General features: G+C 72.2%; 11 protein-coding genes. 1 reads left to right on the forward strand and 10 read right to left on the reverse strand.

All coding sequences use genetic code 11. The features are described from left to right. Positions 1-192: 192 nt before the first annotated feature. On the forward strand, positions 193-999 hold the full coding sequence (locus ACF053_RS21720; RefSeq protein WP_391955414.1) for a DNA-formamidopyrimidine glycosylase family protein: 807 nt from the start codon (positions 193-195) through the stop codon (positions 997-999). Between the two features lie 91 nt (positions 1000-1090). Here ACF053_RS21720 and ACF053_RS21725 read toward each other — a convergent pair whose 3' ends face one another. The 10 genes from ACF053_RS21725 to ACF053_RS21770 all read right to left on the reverse strand — a co-directional run. Further along, on the reverse strand, positions 1091-1555 hold the full coding sequence (locus tag ACF053_RS21725; RefSeq protein ID WP_391955434.1) for a hypothetical protein: 465 nt from the start codon (positions 1553-1555) through the stop codon (positions 1091-1093). Between the two features lie 184 nt (positions 1556-1739). After that, positions 1740-2210: a Dps family protein gene (locus ACF053_RS21730; protein WP_058944288.1), complete on the reverse strand. Its 471-nt coding sequence runs from the start codon at positions 2208-2210 to the stop codon at positions 1740-1742. A gap of 171 nt (positions 2211-2381) precedes the next feature. After that, complete coding sequence (locus ACF053_RS21735) at positions 2382-2765, reverse strand: helix-turn-helix domain-containing protein (RefSeq protein WP_019889909.1); 384 nt, start codon at positions 2763-2765, stop codon at positions 2382-2384. A gap of 109 nt (positions 2766-2874) precedes the next feature. Next, positions 2875-3468 (reverse strand): CinA family protein, encoded by a 594-nt coding sequence (locus tag ACF053_RS21740; RefSeq protein ID WP_391955415.1) that lies wholly within the window; start codon positions 3466-3468, stop codon positions 2875-2877. Then, on the reverse strand, positions 3465-4322 hold the full coding sequence (gene pgsA / locus ACF053_RS21745; protein ID WP_391955416.1) for a CDP-diacylglycerol--glycerol-3-phosphate 3-phosphatidyltransferase: 858 nt from the start codon (positions 4320-4322) through the stop codon (positions 3465-3467). The genes ACF053_RS21740 and pgsA overlap by 4 nt, the downstream gene beginning before the upstream one ends. Beyond that, complete coding sequence (rimO, locus tag ACF053_RS21750; RefSeq protein ID WP_391955417.1) at positions 4319-5821, reverse strand: 30S ribosomal protein S12 methylthiotransferase RimO; 1503 nt, start codon at positions 5819-5821, stop codon at positions 4319-4321. Before rimO ends, pgsA begins: the two co-directional genes overlap by 4 nt. Before the next feature lie 206 nt (positions 5822-6027). Beyond that, positions 6028-6864, reverse strand: coding sequence for a helix-turn-helix domain-containing protein (locus ACF053_RS21755; RefSeq protein ID WP_391955418.1), 837 nt, complete (start codon positions 6862-6864; stop codon positions 6028-6030). A 217-nt stretch (positions 6865-7081) separates the two neighbouring features. Then, positions 7082-9919, reverse strand: a complete 2838-nt coding sequence (locus tag ACF053_RS21760) for a DNA translocase FtsK (RefSeq protein WP_391955419.1) — start codon at positions 9917-9919, stop codon at positions 7082-7084. 352 nt (positions 9920-10271) lie between these two features. Next, positions 10272-10943: a response regulator gene (locus ACF053_RS21765; protein ID WP_058944284.1), complete on the reverse strand. Its 672-nt coding sequence runs from the start codon at positions 10941-10943 to the stop codon at positions 10272-10274. Positions 10944-11196: 253 nt separating this feature from the next. Beyond that, positions 11197-15542, reverse strand: a 4346-nt coding sequence (locus tag ACF053_RS21770) for a HAMP domain-containing protein (RefSeq protein WP_391955420.1), incomplete at its 5' end; no start/stop codon positions are given.

The raw sequence follows: 15542 nt of genomic DNA on the forward strand, positions 1-15542 counted from the left end.
CCTCGTACGGGCGCGTGCGTGTCCGGCGGGCCCCGTACGCCTCGCCTGCGGACCGAAGCCTGGCGGGCCCGTACTCGTAGGGACGTGGAGACGTCGCGAAGGCGTGGCGCCGACCTGCCGGCGGGGAACGGACCGCGACGCGGACGCGCCGCGTACGGGTGTGGACGGGCCGGGCCCGAGCATCATGGACCCATGCCCGAAGGAGACACGATCTGGCTCACCGCCCACCGCCTCCACGGCGCCCTCGCCGGCCGCCTGCTGACCCGGTCGGACCTGCGGGTGCCGAAGCTGGCGACGGTGGACCTCACCGGGCGCACGGTCGTCGACGTCACCTCGCGCGGCAAGCACCTGCTGACGCGGATCGAGGGGGGCCTGACCCTCCACTCGCACCTGCGGATGGACGGCTCCTGGCGGCTGTTCACGGCGGGCGAGCGCTGGCGCGGCGGTCCCGACCACCAGATCCGCGCGGTCCTGGGCACCGCCGAGCAGACCGCGGTCGGCTACCGGCTGCCGGTGCTGGACCTGCTGCGGACGGTGGACGAGCCGACCGTCGTCGGCCACCTCGGGCCGGACCTGCTGGGCCCGGACTGGGACTTCGAGGAGGCGGTGCGCCGTGTCGTCGCGGACCCGGCGCGCCCGCTCGGTGAAGCGCTGCTCGACCAGCGCAACCTCGCCGGCATCGGCAACGTCTACAAGTGCGAGCTCGCCTGGCTGGCGCGGGTGACGCCGTGGCTGCCCGTCGGGGAGCTGGAGACCGGCGTGCCCGAGCGGCTCGTCGCGACGGCGCACCGCCTCCTGGAGGCGAACAAGCACCGCTTCGACCGCCGGACCATGCCGGGCGACCGGCCCGACCGCCGCCTGTACGTCTACGGTCGGCTGCGCCGCTCCTGTTACCGGTGCGGGACCCCGATCCGCAAGCACGGCGCGGACGACGATCCGCGCGACCGCGTCTCCTACTGGTGCCCCGGCTGCCAGACCGGCCCGGCGCCCACCGACTGACCCGGCGCCACCGGCCTGGCGGAGCCCCGCCCGGCCACCGCTGACGCGGCGCCACACCGTCGATCGCGGCGCCGACCACGGCCGTTCCTCGCTACCCGCCGTCCCCGTGGCCGGCTCGGCGCTCATCAGGCCGCTCGACGGCCTCACCCAGGGCGCCCACCGGCTCTCCGCGTTCCCGGCGAAGCTCCCGGACCCCCGGCCCCTCCAGGCCCTCCGGACCTCCCGGGCCCTCGCTCCGCTCCTCGCGCGCCCGCCGCGGTCCTCCTCGGCCGAGGGCCCGTACGACGTCCCACACGACGCCGCGCAGGGCCTCGGGGAACGACTCCCGCACGAGGGTCCGCCAGCGGGGGCGCCGTCCGGCTCCGCGGGCGGCGCCGGGCGCGGCGGTGACGTGCACGGGCAGCAGGCTCAGGCCCCAGCCGCTCGCCGCGGCGGCCTGTTCGACGATCCCGACCTGTTCCGGTACGAGGGCCAGGCGCAGCACCGCCCACCACCACAGCCCGCCCAGTACGAGCGCCGACGCGAGCGCCGGCAGCGGGACCCGTCGCCCTACCATGGCCGCCTCCTCCGGTCGACGCTAGACCGGGCCGATCACCAGGCGGCAGGGCGCACCGGAGCGATCACCGGCGCGTCCGGCGCCCCGTGCCCCGCTCGCGGTGCCGCGACCCCGCGGCGCGGCGCCCCGGGCGTCGTGCCCGGGGCGCCCGCGGCGGGACGGCTCCCTGCCCTGGTGGTGCGCATCAGGCGTTCTCGGCCTGGAACATCCACGCGTGCTTCTCCAGCTCGCCCGTCAGTCCGATCAGCAGGTCCTGGGTGATCGGGTCGGGCTCCTCGGTCACGGTGATGCGCTCACGCATGCGCTCGATGACGGTGACGAGGGCGTCCACCAGGATCCGCACGGCGTCGCCGTCCTGGATCCAGCCGGTCGGGACGGACGCGATGGCGCTGCCCGAGGCGACGGTGGCGGCCCGGCCGTCGGGGTTGATGCCCAGGGCGGACGCGCGCTCGGCCATGACGTCGGAGTGGGTCCGCGCGGTCGTCACGACCTCGTCCAGCTGCAGGTGGATCGACCGGAAACGCGGGCCGACGACGTTCCAGTGGACCTGCTTCGCGACAAGCGACAGGTCGACGAGGTCCACCAGCGCGCCCTGCAGGGCTTCACCGACCACCTTGCGGTCGGCCTCGGACAGCGAACTCTTGACGACAGCCATGCGAATCCTCCATTCCGTGCGCACGTTCACCATGACACACAGTGCACAAAACAGGCATTCGCTGCAAAGGATGCAAAGCGAAGGCCCCGGTCAGTACCTCGGGTACCGACCAGGGCCTGGCTTCAAACGTCGATCCTGCGAATCCGGACTGGTCCGGGCGGGATCGGGGTCTCAGGCGGCGACGACGTCGACCGCCTCGGCGGGTGCCTTGATGGTCACCCGCTCCGTCGGCACACCCGCCACCGACGTCACGGACACAGAATTGAGCATCGGACGTACTGGCGCGGGCACCGGCTCACTCGCCGCTGCCGATTCCGCCAGCTCCGCCAGCGACAGCTCGTCGCTCACCTCTCGCATGAGCTCGGACATCCGTACGTCCAGCGCGTCGCAGATAGCGGAGAGCAGCTCGGAGGAAGCCTCCTTCTGCCCCCGCTCCACCTCGGAAAGATAGCCGAGCGATACTCGGGCGGACGAGGAGACTTCGCGCAGAGTACGGCCCTGGCGCTGGCGCTGCCGACGCAGCACGTCACCCAGCAGGCGACGGAGCAGAATCATCGGTGGCTCCCTCCTCGGACCGCGTAGCCGCATCCTTCACGCCCCACCGTACCGCCTCGTGCTGCGGCCGTGCGGGGAGCGATGTCGTGTTCACTCAGGGCTGCAAACATCAATTCTCCCCGTTCTGTTCCGTATCCTTTGCCCGCGCATTCTCCGAGAGTTCGCCCATGAGGAGCTCCAGCACGCTCCGTACGCTCTCCCTACGGATTTCCGCACGGTCGCCGTTCAACCTCAGTGCGGCCACTTTCCCGGTCCCGGCGGTGCTGTCGGGCGGTCCCCAGACGGCGACGAACACCGTGCCCACGGGCTGCCCGTCCTGCGGTTCCGGGCCTGCCACGCCCGTGGTGGCGGCCCCCCAGCAGGCGCCCAGCCGACTGCGGACACCCCGCGCCATCTGCAGTGCCACGTCCGCGTCGACCGCGCCGCGCCGCTCCAGCAGCCCGGCGTCGACGTCCAGCAGATCCCGCTTCAGCGGGGTCGCGTAGGCCGTGACGGACCCGCGGAAGGTGCGGGAGGCCCCGGGTACCGCCGTCAGCTCGGCGGCCACGAGACCACCCGTGAGTGACTCCGCCACGGCGAGGCTCTCGTCACGCTCGGCGAGCAGACCCAGGACGCGCGCCGCCGCGGAGGCCGTCCCCGGACCGTCGGCCGGGCGCCCGGCCGCGGCCCGTGCCGGCTCTCCTTCGCGTACCGCCCGTCTCACCGGGGCGGCTCCGGAGCACTCGACGCGGCGGGTCCGGCGGGTCCGGCGGAGGCAGCCGGGCCGGCGGGATCCGCAGGATCCGCGAGACGGGCGGACGCAGCGGGGTCAGGGACAGCAGTGGGCGCGGCCGGACCGGCGGACCCGGCGGGTTCGACGGAGGCGGCGGGCCCGGCCGTACCCGCGGGTTCCACCGGCACGGCACTCGCGAGGGCCCGCTCGGCGGCCAGCCCCCGGCGCCGCAGGACGACGGCCTGGCGCACGTAGTCGAGGCCCGTGACGAGCGTCAGGACCACGGCGAGGGCCATCACCCACCAGCGGAGGGTGGCCAGCGGGCCGGTGAGCGCCAGGACGTACATGCCCACCGCGGCGCCTTGGGCGAGCGTCTTCACCTTGCCGCCGCGGCTGGCCGGGATGACCCCGTGCCGGATGACCCAGAACCGCAGCAGCGTGATGCCCAGCTCGCGGAAGAGGATCACCCCGGTCACCCACCAGGGCAGGTCGCCGAGGCCGGACAGGCAGATGAGCCCGGCCGCCATGATCGCCTTGTCCGCGATCGGATCGGCGATCTTCCCGAAGTCCGTCACGAGGTTGTACGTACGGGCCAGGTGCCCGTCGAAGATGTCCGTGATCATGGCGACGGCGAACGCCGCCCAGGCCCACGCGCGCCATGCGGGGTCGTACCCGCCGTCCTGGAGCAGCAGCACCACGAACGCCGGGACGAGCACCAGCCGGATCATGGTCAGGATGTTGGCGATGTTCCACAGGCTGGCCTGGTTCACGGCCGCCGCTCCCAGCTTCCCGCCGGGTGCCCTCCTCCCCGAGCCGCCTGTGGCGGACGCCGGGACTCCGGTCATCTGCCCGCCTCCTCGACTACCTCGGCCACCAGGTCGACGCCTTCCGTGCCGACGACCTCGGCCTTGACGATACGGCCCACGGCGAGTCCGTCGCCCCGGGCGAAGAGCACCTGGCCGTCCGTCTCGGGCGCCTGGTGCGCCGCACGGCCGGCCCCGGCGTACTCGTCCTCGTCGACGTCCTCGGTCTCGACCGACTCGACCAGTACCTCCAGGGTCTCTCCGATCCGCTCCTCCGCGCGCTGGGCGGTGAGCTCCTCGGCGAGCCGGGACAGGTGGGCGAGGCGCTCGTCCACGACCTCCTGGTCCAGCCTGGCGTCGTACGACGCGGCCTCGGTGCCGTCCTCGTCGGAGTAGCCGAAGACGCCGACGGCGTCGAGGCGGGCGTGGACGAGGAAACGCTCCAGCTCGGCGAAGTCGGCCTCGGTCTCGCCGGGGAAGCCGACGATGAAGTTCGACCGCACGCCGGCCTGCGGCGCCTTGCCGCGGATGGTGTCCAGCAGCTCCAGGAACCGGTCGGTGTCGCCGAAGCGCCGCATGGCGCGCAGCACGGCGGGGGCGGAGTGCTGGAACGACAGGTCGAAGTAGGGCACGACCTTCTCGGTGGAGGTCAGCACGTCGATGAGGCCCGGGCGCATCTCGGCCGGCTGGAGGTAGCTGACGCGGACGCGCTCGATGCCGTCGACGGCGGCGAGCTCCGGCAGCAGCGTCTCCAGGAGGCGGATGTCGCCGAGGTCCTTGCCGTACGAGGTGTTGTTCTCGGAGACCAGCATGATCTCCTTGACGCCCTGCTCGGCGAGCCAGCGGGTCTCGCCCAGCACGTCGCTGGGGCGCCGCGAGACGAAGGAGCCGCGGAACGACGGGATCGCGCAGAACGAGCAGCGGCGGTCGCATCCCGAGGCCAGCTTCACGGAGGCGACGGGGCTGGTGTCCAGGCGGCGGCGCAGCGGCGCGCGCGGACCGGAGGCGGGCGCGATGCCCTCGGGCAGGTCGGCGGGGGCCTCGGGCGCCTCGGTGGCGGACCCGGCGGCCCCGTGGCCCGGCAGGGCGACGGCCGTGGCGGCGCCCTGGCGCTCCACGGGGCTGAGCGGCAGCAGCTTGCGCCGGTCGCGCGGGGTGTGCGAGGCGTGGACGCCGCCGCTGAGGATCGTCTGGAGGCGGTCGGAGATGTCGGCGTAGTCGTCGAAGCCGAGCACTCCGTCCGCCTCGGGCAGGGCCTCGGCGAGCTCCTTGCCGTACCGCTCGGCCATGCAGCCGACGGCCACGACGGCCTGGGTCCTGCCGTGGTCCTTCAGGTCGTTCGCTTCGAGCAGGGCGTCGACGGAGTCCTTCTTCGCGGCCTCGACGAAGCCGCAGGTGTTGACGACGGCGACATCGGCGTCCGCGGCGTCCTCGACGAGGTGCCAGCCGTCCGCTGCCAGGCGGCCTGCGAGCTCCTCCGAGTCCACCTCGTTACGGGCGCAGCCAAGAGTGACAAGGGCGACGGTACGGCGTTCGGGCATGGACTCAAGACTACTTCGTCCCCGGAGCCCCTCCCGCGCGCAGGTCCGGCACCCCGTCCCGACCGTCGCAGGCCCCGCCCGTGCCCCCGGTGGCCGGGGGTACGGGCGGGGCCTGCGACGGATGGGGTCCGGGCCGGTCACGGTCCGGTACCGGGCTCGCTCCGGGACCGGGCGAGACGGAGCGGGCGGGCGCGGCCGGGGCGGGCTCAGCCCACCTGCGGATCACCCTTCGTGTAGGACAGCCGTTCGACCTGGCCGGTGGCGAACTCGTCCTCGACCTTCTTGCCGTTGACGAAGAGCTCGATCGCGCCGGCGTTGCCGAGGATCAGGTCGAGCCGCTCGTCGTCCTGGAAGGTCTTGGTGTCGCCCTTGAGGAGCAGTCCGTCGAAGAGGAGCTTGCCGTCCCGGGCCTTCGCCGAGATCCAGCTCTTGTCGTCGACGGCGGTGAGCTTGACCGTGACCTTGTCCCGGGGGACGGCCGCGATCGCGCTGTCGGAGGCGGCCGGCGTCGGCTTGGGCTTCACCGGCTTGGGGGCCTGGGGGGCGGAGCGGGACGGGGCGGGACCTTCGGCCACGTGCTGGGTGCCGCCGCCGTCGCCGCGGCCGAAGAGGGTGAAGCCGACGAAGCCGACCACCGCGACGATCGCGGCGACCATGGCGGCGGTCCAGTTGGGCCGGCGCCGCTCGGGGCGGATGCGCTCCGCCTCGAACATGGGGCCGGCCGGGGTGGGGGCGGGGCGGCCGCCGTTCTCCGCGTCGTACTGCGCGACCAGGGCGGACGGGTCCAGCCCGACGGCCCGTGCGAGCGTGCGCACGTGTCCGCGGGCGTAGACGTCGCCGCCGCAGCGCGAGAAGTCGTCCTCCTCGATGGCGTGCACGATGGGCACGCGCACCCGGGTGGAGTTGCTGACCTCTTCGACGGTCAGGCCGGCGTCGACGCGGGCCTGGTGGAGCGTGCGGCCGATCGATGGCCCGTCACTCGCGGGGGGCGAGGGGCGGTCGTCTTCGGGTGAGTTGCCGTCGGGGGCGTTGCCGATGGACACGAGAGCGCCTTTCGAGCGTGTAACCACCTGCTGGAGGTTCAGTCTATGGGTGGTACGAAAGGGTGGAGCAACCGGACGGGCGCCGTTTGTACGCCATCGGAATGGCCGTCGCCGCGGGGTGCGGGGACTCACATTGTCCGCCCCGTTCCCTCAACTTGACGTGCGGCCGGGGGAAACGGTTGCTCACGGTTCTCTTACGGGTGAGACACGATCGGACTCATGAGTCCGTCTCACCGCGGATCGAGGCCAGTACACCGTCCAGGTCGTCCGGTTTCACCAGGACGTCCCGCGCCTTGGACCCCTCGCTGGGGCCGACGATGTTCCGCGACTCCATCAGGTCCATGAGCCGGCCGGCCTTGGCGAAGCCGACGCGCAGCTTGCGCTGGAGCATCGACGTCGAGCCGAACTGGGTCGACACGACCAGCTCGGCCGCCTGGCACAGCAGGTCCAGGTCGTCGCCGATCTCCTCGTCGATCTCCTTCTTCTGCTTGGTCCCGGTCGTGACGTCGTCCCGGAAGACCGGCGCCATCTGGTCCTTGCAGTGCCGCACGACGGCCGCCACCTCGTCCTCGGTGACGAAGGCGCCCTGGAGGCGGACCGGCTTGTTCGCACCCATCGGCAGGAAGAGGCCGTCGCCCTTGCCGATGAGCTTCTCGGCACCCGGCTGGTCGAGGATGACCCGGCTGTCGGCGAGCGAGGAGGTGGCGAAGGCGAGGCGGGAGGGGACGTTCGCCTTGATCAGACCGGTGACGACGTCGACGGAGGGCCGCTGCGTGGCCAGCACCAGGTGGATGCCGGCGGCGCGCGCCAGCTGGGTGATGCGGACGATGGCGTCCTCGACGTCGCGCGGCGCGACCATCATCAGGTCCGCCAGCTCGTCGACGATGACGAGCAGGTAGGGGTACGGCTGGAGCTCGCGTTCGCTGCCCGGGGGCGTCGTGAGCTTGCCGCTGCGCACGGCGACGTTGAAGTCGTCGATGTGCCGGTAGCCGAAGGCCGCGAGGTCGTCGTAGCGCAGGTCCATCTCCCGCACGACCCACTGCAGGGCCTCGGCGGCCCGCTTGGGGTTGGTGATGATCGGCGTGATCAGGTGCGGGATGCCCTCGTACGCGGTGAGCTCCACCCGCTTGGGGTCGACGAGCACCATCCGTACGTCCTCGGGGGTGGCCCTTATCATCACCGAGGTGATCAGGCAGTTGATGCAGGACGACTTGCCGGAGCCGGTGGCGCCGGCGACCAGGACGTGCGGCATCTTCGCCAGGTTGGCCATCACGTAGCCGCCCTCGACGTCCTTGCCGAGCGCGACCAGCATCGGGTGGTCGTCCTCGGCCGCGTCCGCGAGCCGCAGCACGTCACCGAGGTTGACCATCTCGCGGTCGGTGTTCGGGATCTCGATGCCGACGGCGGACTTGCCGGGGATCGGCGAGATGATCCGCACGTCGGGGCTGGCCACGGCGTACGCGATGTTCTTGGTCAGCGCCGTGATCCGCTCGACCTTGACGGCGGGGCCGAGCTCCACCTCGTAGCGGGTGACCGTCGGGCCGCGGGTGAAGCCGGTGACGTCCGCGTCGACCTTGAACTCGGAGAAGACCGTCCGCAGGGACGCGACGATGGCGTCGTTGGCCGCGCTGCGGGTCTTGCCGGGGCCGCCGCGCTCCAGCAGGTCGAGCGGGGGCAGGGCGTACGTGACGTCCCCGGCGAGCCGGAGCTGCTCCGCCCGGGCGGGCAGCGCCTCGGACACCTCGCGCGCGGGTGCGGGCTTGGTGAGGTCCGGTACGAGCCCCGTGTCGTCGGGGGCGTCGCCGTCCTCGCGCGTCGCGGGCACGGCCGCGGGCGTGGCCGCGGCGTCGCGGTTCCGTCCGCGTCCGCCGCTGCCGCCGGTGTCGTGACCGGTGCGGGCGGGGTCGCTGGTGACGTCCCGGGTCAGGTCGGCGACGAGGGGCGAGGGCGGCATGCCGTTCAGGACGGCGCCGTCGAGGTCCGCGGCGGCGGCCGCCGCGAGGTCGACGGCGTCCCGCGGCCGGTCGAGGCCGGCCCGGGCGGCGGGCGCCCTGCGACCGCGCGACCTCCCGCGCCGGGCGAGCGCCTCCTCCTCGGCGAGGTCGGGGCCGGCGTCCCCGCGCGGGCCGGCGGCGCGGCGGCGCGGGGCGCCGCCCGGCAGGGCCTCGCGCCACTGCTCGTCGTACCGCTCGTCGTCCTCACCCCAGTCCTGGTACGGCTCGATGACGCCCAGCCGTTCACCGAGCGCCCGCAGTCGGCGCGGGATGGCGTTGACGGGCGTCGCCGTGACGACGAGCAACCCGAAGACGGTGAGGAGCACGAGGAGGGGGACGGCGAGGACCTCGCTCATCATGAAGACGAGCGGCTTGGACGCGGCCCAGCCGATGAGGCCGCCCGCGTCCTGGAGGGCCTGGGCGCCCGCGCCGCGGCCGGGGGAGCCGCAGGCGATGTGGACCTGGCCGAGGACACCGATGACGAGGGCGGAGAGGCCGATGACGATGCGGCCGTTCGCCTCGGGCCGCTCCGGGTGCAGGATCAGCCGGACCGCCATGGTCCCGATGAGCAGCGGTACGAGCAGGTCGAGCCGGCCGAACGCGCCGGTGACCAGCATGTCGACGAGGTCGCCCACCGGACCCTGCAGACCGGCCCAGGTGCCGGCCGCGACGATCAGCGCGAGGCCGAGCAGCAGCAGGGCGAGTCCGTCCTTGCGGTGGGCCGGGTCGAGGCCCTTCGCGCCCCGCCCTATGCCCCGGAACGTGGCGCCGACGGCGTGGGCGAGGCCGAGCCAGAGGGCGCGCACGAGGCGGTAGACGCCTCCGGTGGGGGACGGCGCGGCCTTGGGCGCCGTCCTGGCCGTCGCCCTCTTCGCGGGGGCCTTCCTGGCGGGGGCCTTCTTCGCGGCACCCTTGCGCGCGGGCTGCTTGGCGGCGGCGGTCTTCCTGACGGGCGGCTTGCCGGGCGCCGCCTTCTGCGCGGCGCCCGTGGTACGGCCGGCGCGCGGCTTCGCGGTGCCCGCCGTGCCCTGGGAACCCTTGCCGGACGTACGTGAGGCCATGGGGGTGAGGTTACCGGTGTGGGCGTCGAGGAACACGCGTCCACCCGCTTCACCCGTTCGTGTCGCCCGGATGAGGTCGTGGTGCTGACGCGACCTCAAGGCGGCGCACCGGGGCGGCCACTGCCCCGCGCTGCCCGGCCCGGCGGGGAGTGTGGGCCGGAGGCACGGGTCCGGGTGGACGAGTGCAGGCCCCGGGCGGACACGGGCGCGGGATCCCGGCGGGAACCCGGGCGGACTCAGGCGGAGAGACCAGGCGCAGATCCCGGGCGGACTCGGGTACTGGACCCGGGCGAAGGGCCCGGGCGGACTCGGGTACTGGACCCGGACGGCCCCGGGCGCAGATCCCGGGGCCTCAGCCGGGGAGGCCCCCGCCGGGTGCGCCGGGCTCCAGGGCGTCCAGCGCCCGGCGGAGCCCGGTCAGCTTCCGCTCCAGGTGGGCGGCGGTGGCGACGGCCGCGGCGTCCGCGGACTCGTCGTCCAACTGTTTGGAGAGCGCCTCGGCCTGTTCCTCGACGGCGGCGAGCCGCGCGGACAGTTCGGCGAGGAGACCCGCGGACTCCTTGGCGGCGACGCCCGCCTGGCCGCCGCTCCCCTCCAACTGGAGGCGCAGGAGCGCGGCCTGCTCGCGGAGCTGACAGTTCTTCATGTACAGCTCGACGAAGACGGAGACCTTGGCCCGCAGGACCCACGGGTCGAACGGCTTGGAGATGTAGTCGACCGCGCCCGCGGCGTAGCCCCGGAAGGTGTGGTGGGGGCCGTGGTTGATGGCGGTCAGGAAGATGATCGGGATGTCGCGGGTGCGCTCGCGGCGCTTGATGTGCGCGGCGGTCTCGAAACCGTCCATCCCCGGCATCTGGACATCCAGCAGGATGACCGCGAAGTCGTCCGTCAGCAGCGCCTTGAGCGCTTCCTCCCCTGACGATGCCCGCACCAGCGTCTGATCGAGCGCGGAGAGGATGGCCTCCAGCGCCAGCAGATTCTCCGGCCGGTCATCGACCAGGAGGATCTTGGCCTTCTGCACCATGGCCCGTCCTCCTCGCCCCGGCAGTTGGCCGGGCGCCGCCCCAGGGGACGACTCCCTTGTGCCGTCCGTCCTTGTGCCGGTCATCGTAGCCGCACCCCGCCTGTCGCCACACCCTGTCACCGCGATGTCACTGTGCACGTACCGGAAACGCGGTGCGAGACCAGAAAGTTCCCCGGAAACCGGCCTCCCACACGCTTCCGGCCAGGACCGGACGGCACGTTATGAAAACTTCTTCAACCATCGACCCCTTTGATCATTGACGGTTCATCCACTGGTCCATGACGGACAACAGGTGGTCGGGGTCGACGGGCTTGGTCACGTAGTCCGAGGCCCCGGACTCGATCGCCTTCTCGCGGTCGCCCTTCATCGCCTTCGCCGTCAGCGCGATGATCGGCAGCCCGGCGAACTGGGGCATCCTGCGGATCGCCGTCGTCGTGGCGTAGCCGTCCAGCTCCGGCATCATGATGTCCATCAGGACGACCGCCGCGTCGTCGTGCTGCTCCAGGACCTCGATGCCCTCCCGGCCGTTCTCCGCGTACAGCACCGACAGGCCGTGCTGCTCCAGCACGCTGGTCAGCGCGAAGACGTTGCGGATGTCGTCGTCGACGATCAGGACCTTCTCGCCGTCGAACCGGAAGGTGCGGCCCGGCGCCTGCCCCTCCTGCCCGGTCGGCGCCTCCGCCCCCGGCCTGGTGGCCGGCTGGCCGGCGGCCTGGCCCGGCAGGGCGGGCCGGGACTCCGCCCCGGCGGGCGCCTTGCGGCGGTGCCGGAACAGCGCGCCCGACCCGGCGGGCCGCGCCTCCCCCGTACCGCCGGTCACCGCTGCCCCGGCCGACGGCGCGACCGGCGCGGCGGCGGACGACGGCGCGGGGCCGACGGCCCCGTCGTGGGCGGCCTCGTCGGCCGTCCCGGCGTCGGCCTCCTGCCCGGGCCCGTAGCCGTGCGGCGGCAGCTCGTTGACGTGGAGCGGCAGGTACAGGGTGAACGTCGAGCCGCGGCCCGGCTCGCTCGCCGCGTGGATCTCCCCGCCCAGCAGCCGGGCGATCTCCCGGCTGATCGACAGGCCGAGGCCGGTACCGCCGTACTTGCGGCTCGTCGTGCCGTCCGCCTGCTTGAACGCCTCGAAGATGACGCGCATCTTGCCGGCGGCGATGCCGATGCCCGTGTCGGTGACCGAGAAGGCGATCAGGTCCGCGTCCGGGTCGCGCAGCGAGCCCGCCTCCAGCAACTGCTCGCGGATCGACGCCGGCACGTCCGCCTTCGCCGGCCGGATCACCAGCTCCACCGCGCCCGTGTCGGTGAACTTCACGGCGTTGGACAGCAGGTTGCGCAGCACCTGGAGCAGCCGCTGCTCGTCGGTGTGGAGCGTCGCGGGGAGCTCGGGCGAGACCCGTACCGAGAAGTCGAGGCCCTTCTCGGCGGTCAGCGGCCGGAACGTCGCCTCCACGTAGTCGACCAGCTGCACCAGCGCGATCCTCGTCGGGCTGACGTCCATCTTGCCCGCCTCGACCTTCGACAGGTCGAGGATGTCGTTGATCAGCTGGAGCAGGTCGGAGCCGGCGCCGTGGATGGTCTCGGCGAACTCCACCTGCTTCGGCGAGAGGTTCCCCGCGGCGTTGTCGGCGAGCAGCTTGGCCAGGATCAGCAGCGAGTTGAGCGGCGTGCGCAGCTCGTGGGACATGTTCGCGAGGAACTCGGACTTGTAGCGCATGGAGACGGCGAGCTGCTCGGCCCGCTCCTCCAACACCTGCCGGGCCTCCTCGATCTCGGTGTTCTTCACCTCGATGTCGCGGTTCTGCTGCGCCAGCAGCTCGGCCTTCTCCTCCAGCTCGGCGTTGGAGTCCTGCAGCGCCTTCTGCCGGTTCTCCAGCTCGGCCGACCGCTCGCGCAGCTGCTCGGTGAGCTCCTGCGACTGCTTGAGCAGCACCTCGGTCTTGCTGTTCACGCTGATGGTGTTGACGCTCGTCGCGATCATCTCGGCGATCTGGTTGAGGAAGTCCCGCTGGATCTGCGTGAACGGCTGGAACGACGCCAGCTCGATCACCCCGAGGACCTTCCCCTCGAAGAGCACCGGCAGCACGATCACGTGTGCGGGTGCCGCCTCGCCGAGCCCCGACGAGATCTTCAGGTACCCCGGCGGCACGTTGACCTGGATGGTCCGCTTCTCCTCGGCGGCCGTCCCGATCAGCGTCTCGCCCGGCCGGAACGACGTCGGCATGGACCCGGCGGAGTAGCCGTAGCTCGCCCGCATCCGCAGCTCGTACGAACCGTCGTCGACACCGCCCGGCTCGACGACGCCGCCGCCCGTGGGCACCGCCAGGAAGAACGCTCCGTGCTGGGCCGAGACGACCGGCGTCAGCTCGCTCATGATCAGCGAGGCGACGTCGTCGAGGTCCCGGCGGCCCTGCATCAGGCCGGAGATGCGCGCGAGGTTGCCCTTCAGCCAGTCCTGCTCCTCGTTGGCGAGGGTGGTGTCGCGCAGGTTGGCGATCATGGTGTTGATGTTGTCCTGGAGGACCTGGATCTCGCCGGAGGCGTCCACGTCGATCTTCAGGTTGAGGTCGCCGCGGGTCACCGCGGTGGCGACGGCCGCGATGGCGCGCACCTGCCGGGTGAGGTTGCCGGCCATCTCGTTCACCGACTCGGTCAGGTCCCGCCAGGTGCCGTCGACGTCGCGGACGCGGGCCTGGCCGCCGAGGATGCCCTCGGTGCCCACCTCTCGGGCGACCCGGGTGACCTCCTCCGCGAAGGACGACAGCTGGTCGACCATCGTGTTGATGGTGTTCTTCAGCTCCTGGATCTCACCGCGCGCGTCGATGTCGATCTTCTTGGTGAGGTCGCCCTTGGCGATGGCGGTGGTGACGGCGGCGATCTGCCGCACCTGGCCCGTCAGGTTCGAGGCCATCGAGTTCACCGACTCGGTGAGGTCCTTCCAGGTCCCGGAGACACCGGGCACCCGCGCCTGACCGCCCAGCTCGCCCTCGGTGCCCACCTCGCGGGCGACCCGGGTCACCTCGTCGGCGAACGACGACAGCGTCGTCACCATGGTGTTGACCGTGTCGGCCAGCTCGGCGACCTCGCCGCGCGCCTCGACGGTCACCTTCTTCGTCAGGTCGCCGTTGGCGACCGCCGACGACACCCGCGAGATGTTCCGCACCTGCGAGGTGAGGTTGTTGGCCATCACGTTGACGTTGTCGCTGAGGTCCTTCCAGATGCCGGTGACGCCCCGCACCCGGGCCTGACCGCCCAGGATGCCCTCGGTGCCGACCTCGCGGGCCACCCGGGTCACCTCGTCGGCGAAGTTCGACAGCTGGTCCACCATGGTGTTGACGGTGGTGACGAGGTCGAGGATCTCGCCCCGCGCGTCGACCGTGATCTTCTTCGACAGGTCACCCTTGGCGACGGCCGTCGTCACCTGCGCGATCTGCCGCACCTGCGAGGTCAGGTTGCTCGCCATGAAGTTGACCGACTGCGTCAGGTCCTTCCAGGTGCCGGAGACGCCCTGCACCTCCGCCTGGCCGCCGAGGATGCCCTCCGTACCCACCTCGCGGGCGACGCGCGTGACCTGCTCGGCGAAGTTCGACAGCTGGTCCACCATCGTGTTGAGGGTGTTCTTCAGCTCCTGGATCTCCCCGCGGGCGTCCACGTCGATCTTCTGCGACAGGTCGCCGCGGGCGACCGCGGTGGCCACCTGCGCGATGTTGCGGACCTGCGCGGTGAGGTTCCCGGCCATGCTGTTCACGGAGTCCGTCAGGTCGCGCCACACCCCGGCCACACCCGGGACCTGCGCCTGACCGCCGAGCCGCCCCTCCGTGCCCACCTCGCGGGCCACCCGGGTCACCTGCTCGGCGAAGGCCGAGAGCTGGTCGACCATCGTGTTGATGGTGTTCTTCAGCTCCAGGATCTCCCCGCGGGCGTCCACGTCGATCTTCTGCGACAGGTCACCACGTGCCACGGCCGTCGTCACCTGGGCGATCTGACGCACCTGCGAGGTGAGGTTCCCGGCCATGAAGTTGACGGAGTCCGTCAGTTCCTTCCAGGTGCCGGACACCCCGTCGACCCGTGCCTGACCGCCCAGCCGGCCCTCGGTACCCACGTCCCGCGCCATCCGCGTCACCTGGTCGGCGAACGACGACAGCTGCGCCACCATCGTGTTGACGGTGTTCTTGAGCTCCAGCATCTCGCCGGCCACGTCCACCGTGACCTTCTGCGACAGGTCGCCGTTGGCGACCGCCGTCGTCACCTGCGCGATGTCCCGCACCTGACCGGTCAGGTTCCGGAACGCCGTGTTGACCGAGTCCGTCAGGTCCTTCCACGTACCGGCCGCGCCCGGCACCCCGGCCTGACCGCCGAGCCGCCCCTCGACACCGACCTCGCGCGCGACCCGCGTCACCTCGGAACCGAACGCGGAGAGCTGGTCGACCATGGTGTTGACGGTGTTCTTGAGCTCCAGCATCTCGCCGGCCACGTCCACCGTGACCTTCTGCGACAGGTCGCCGTTCGCGACCGCCGTCGTCACCTGCGCGATGTCCCGCACCTGACCGGTCAGGTTCCGGAACGCCGTGTTGACCGAGTCCGTCAGGTCCTTCCACGTACCGG

Origin of the sequence: Streptomyces kanasensis (genome assembly GCF_043077165.1) — a bacterium.
In the GTDB taxonomy this organism is placed as follows: Bacteria; Actinomycetota; Actinomycetes; order Streptomycetales; family Streptomycetaceae; genus Streptomyces; species Streptomyces changanensis.

Coding starts and splice junctions, on each gene's coding strand:
- ACF053_RS21760 (WP_391955419.1), bottom strand. CDS start 9,919: ATGGCCTCACGTACGTCCGGCAAGGGTTCCCAGGGCACGGCGGGCACC.
- ACF053_RS21720 (WP_391955414.1), top strand. CDS start 193: ATGCCCGAAGGAGACACGATCTGGCTCACCGCCCACCGCCTCCACGGC.
- ACF053_RS21730 (WP_058944288.1), bottom strand. CDS start 2,210: ATGGCTGTCGTCAAGAGTTCGCTGTCCGAGGCCGACCGCAAGGTGGTC.
- rimO (WP_391955417.1), bottom strand. CDS start 5,821: ATGCCCGAACGCCGTACCGTCGCCCTTGTCACTCTTGGCTGCGCCCGT.
- ACF053_RS21765 (WP_058944284.1), bottom strand. CDS start 10,943: ATGGTGCAGAAGGCCAAGATCCTCCTGGTCGATGACCGGCCGGAGAAT.
- pgsA (WP_391955416.1), bottom strand. CDS start 4,322: ATGACCGGAGTCCCGGCGTCCGCCACAGGCGGCTCGGGGAGGAGGGCA.
- ACF053_RS21725 (WP_391955434.1), bottom strand. CDS start 1,555: ATGGTAGGGCGACGGGTCCCGCTGCCGGCGCTCGCGTCGGCGCTCGTA.
- ACF053_RS21735 (WP_019889909.1), bottom strand. CDS start 2,765: ATGATTCTGCTCCGTCGCCTGCTGGGTGACGTGCTGCGTCGGCAGCGC.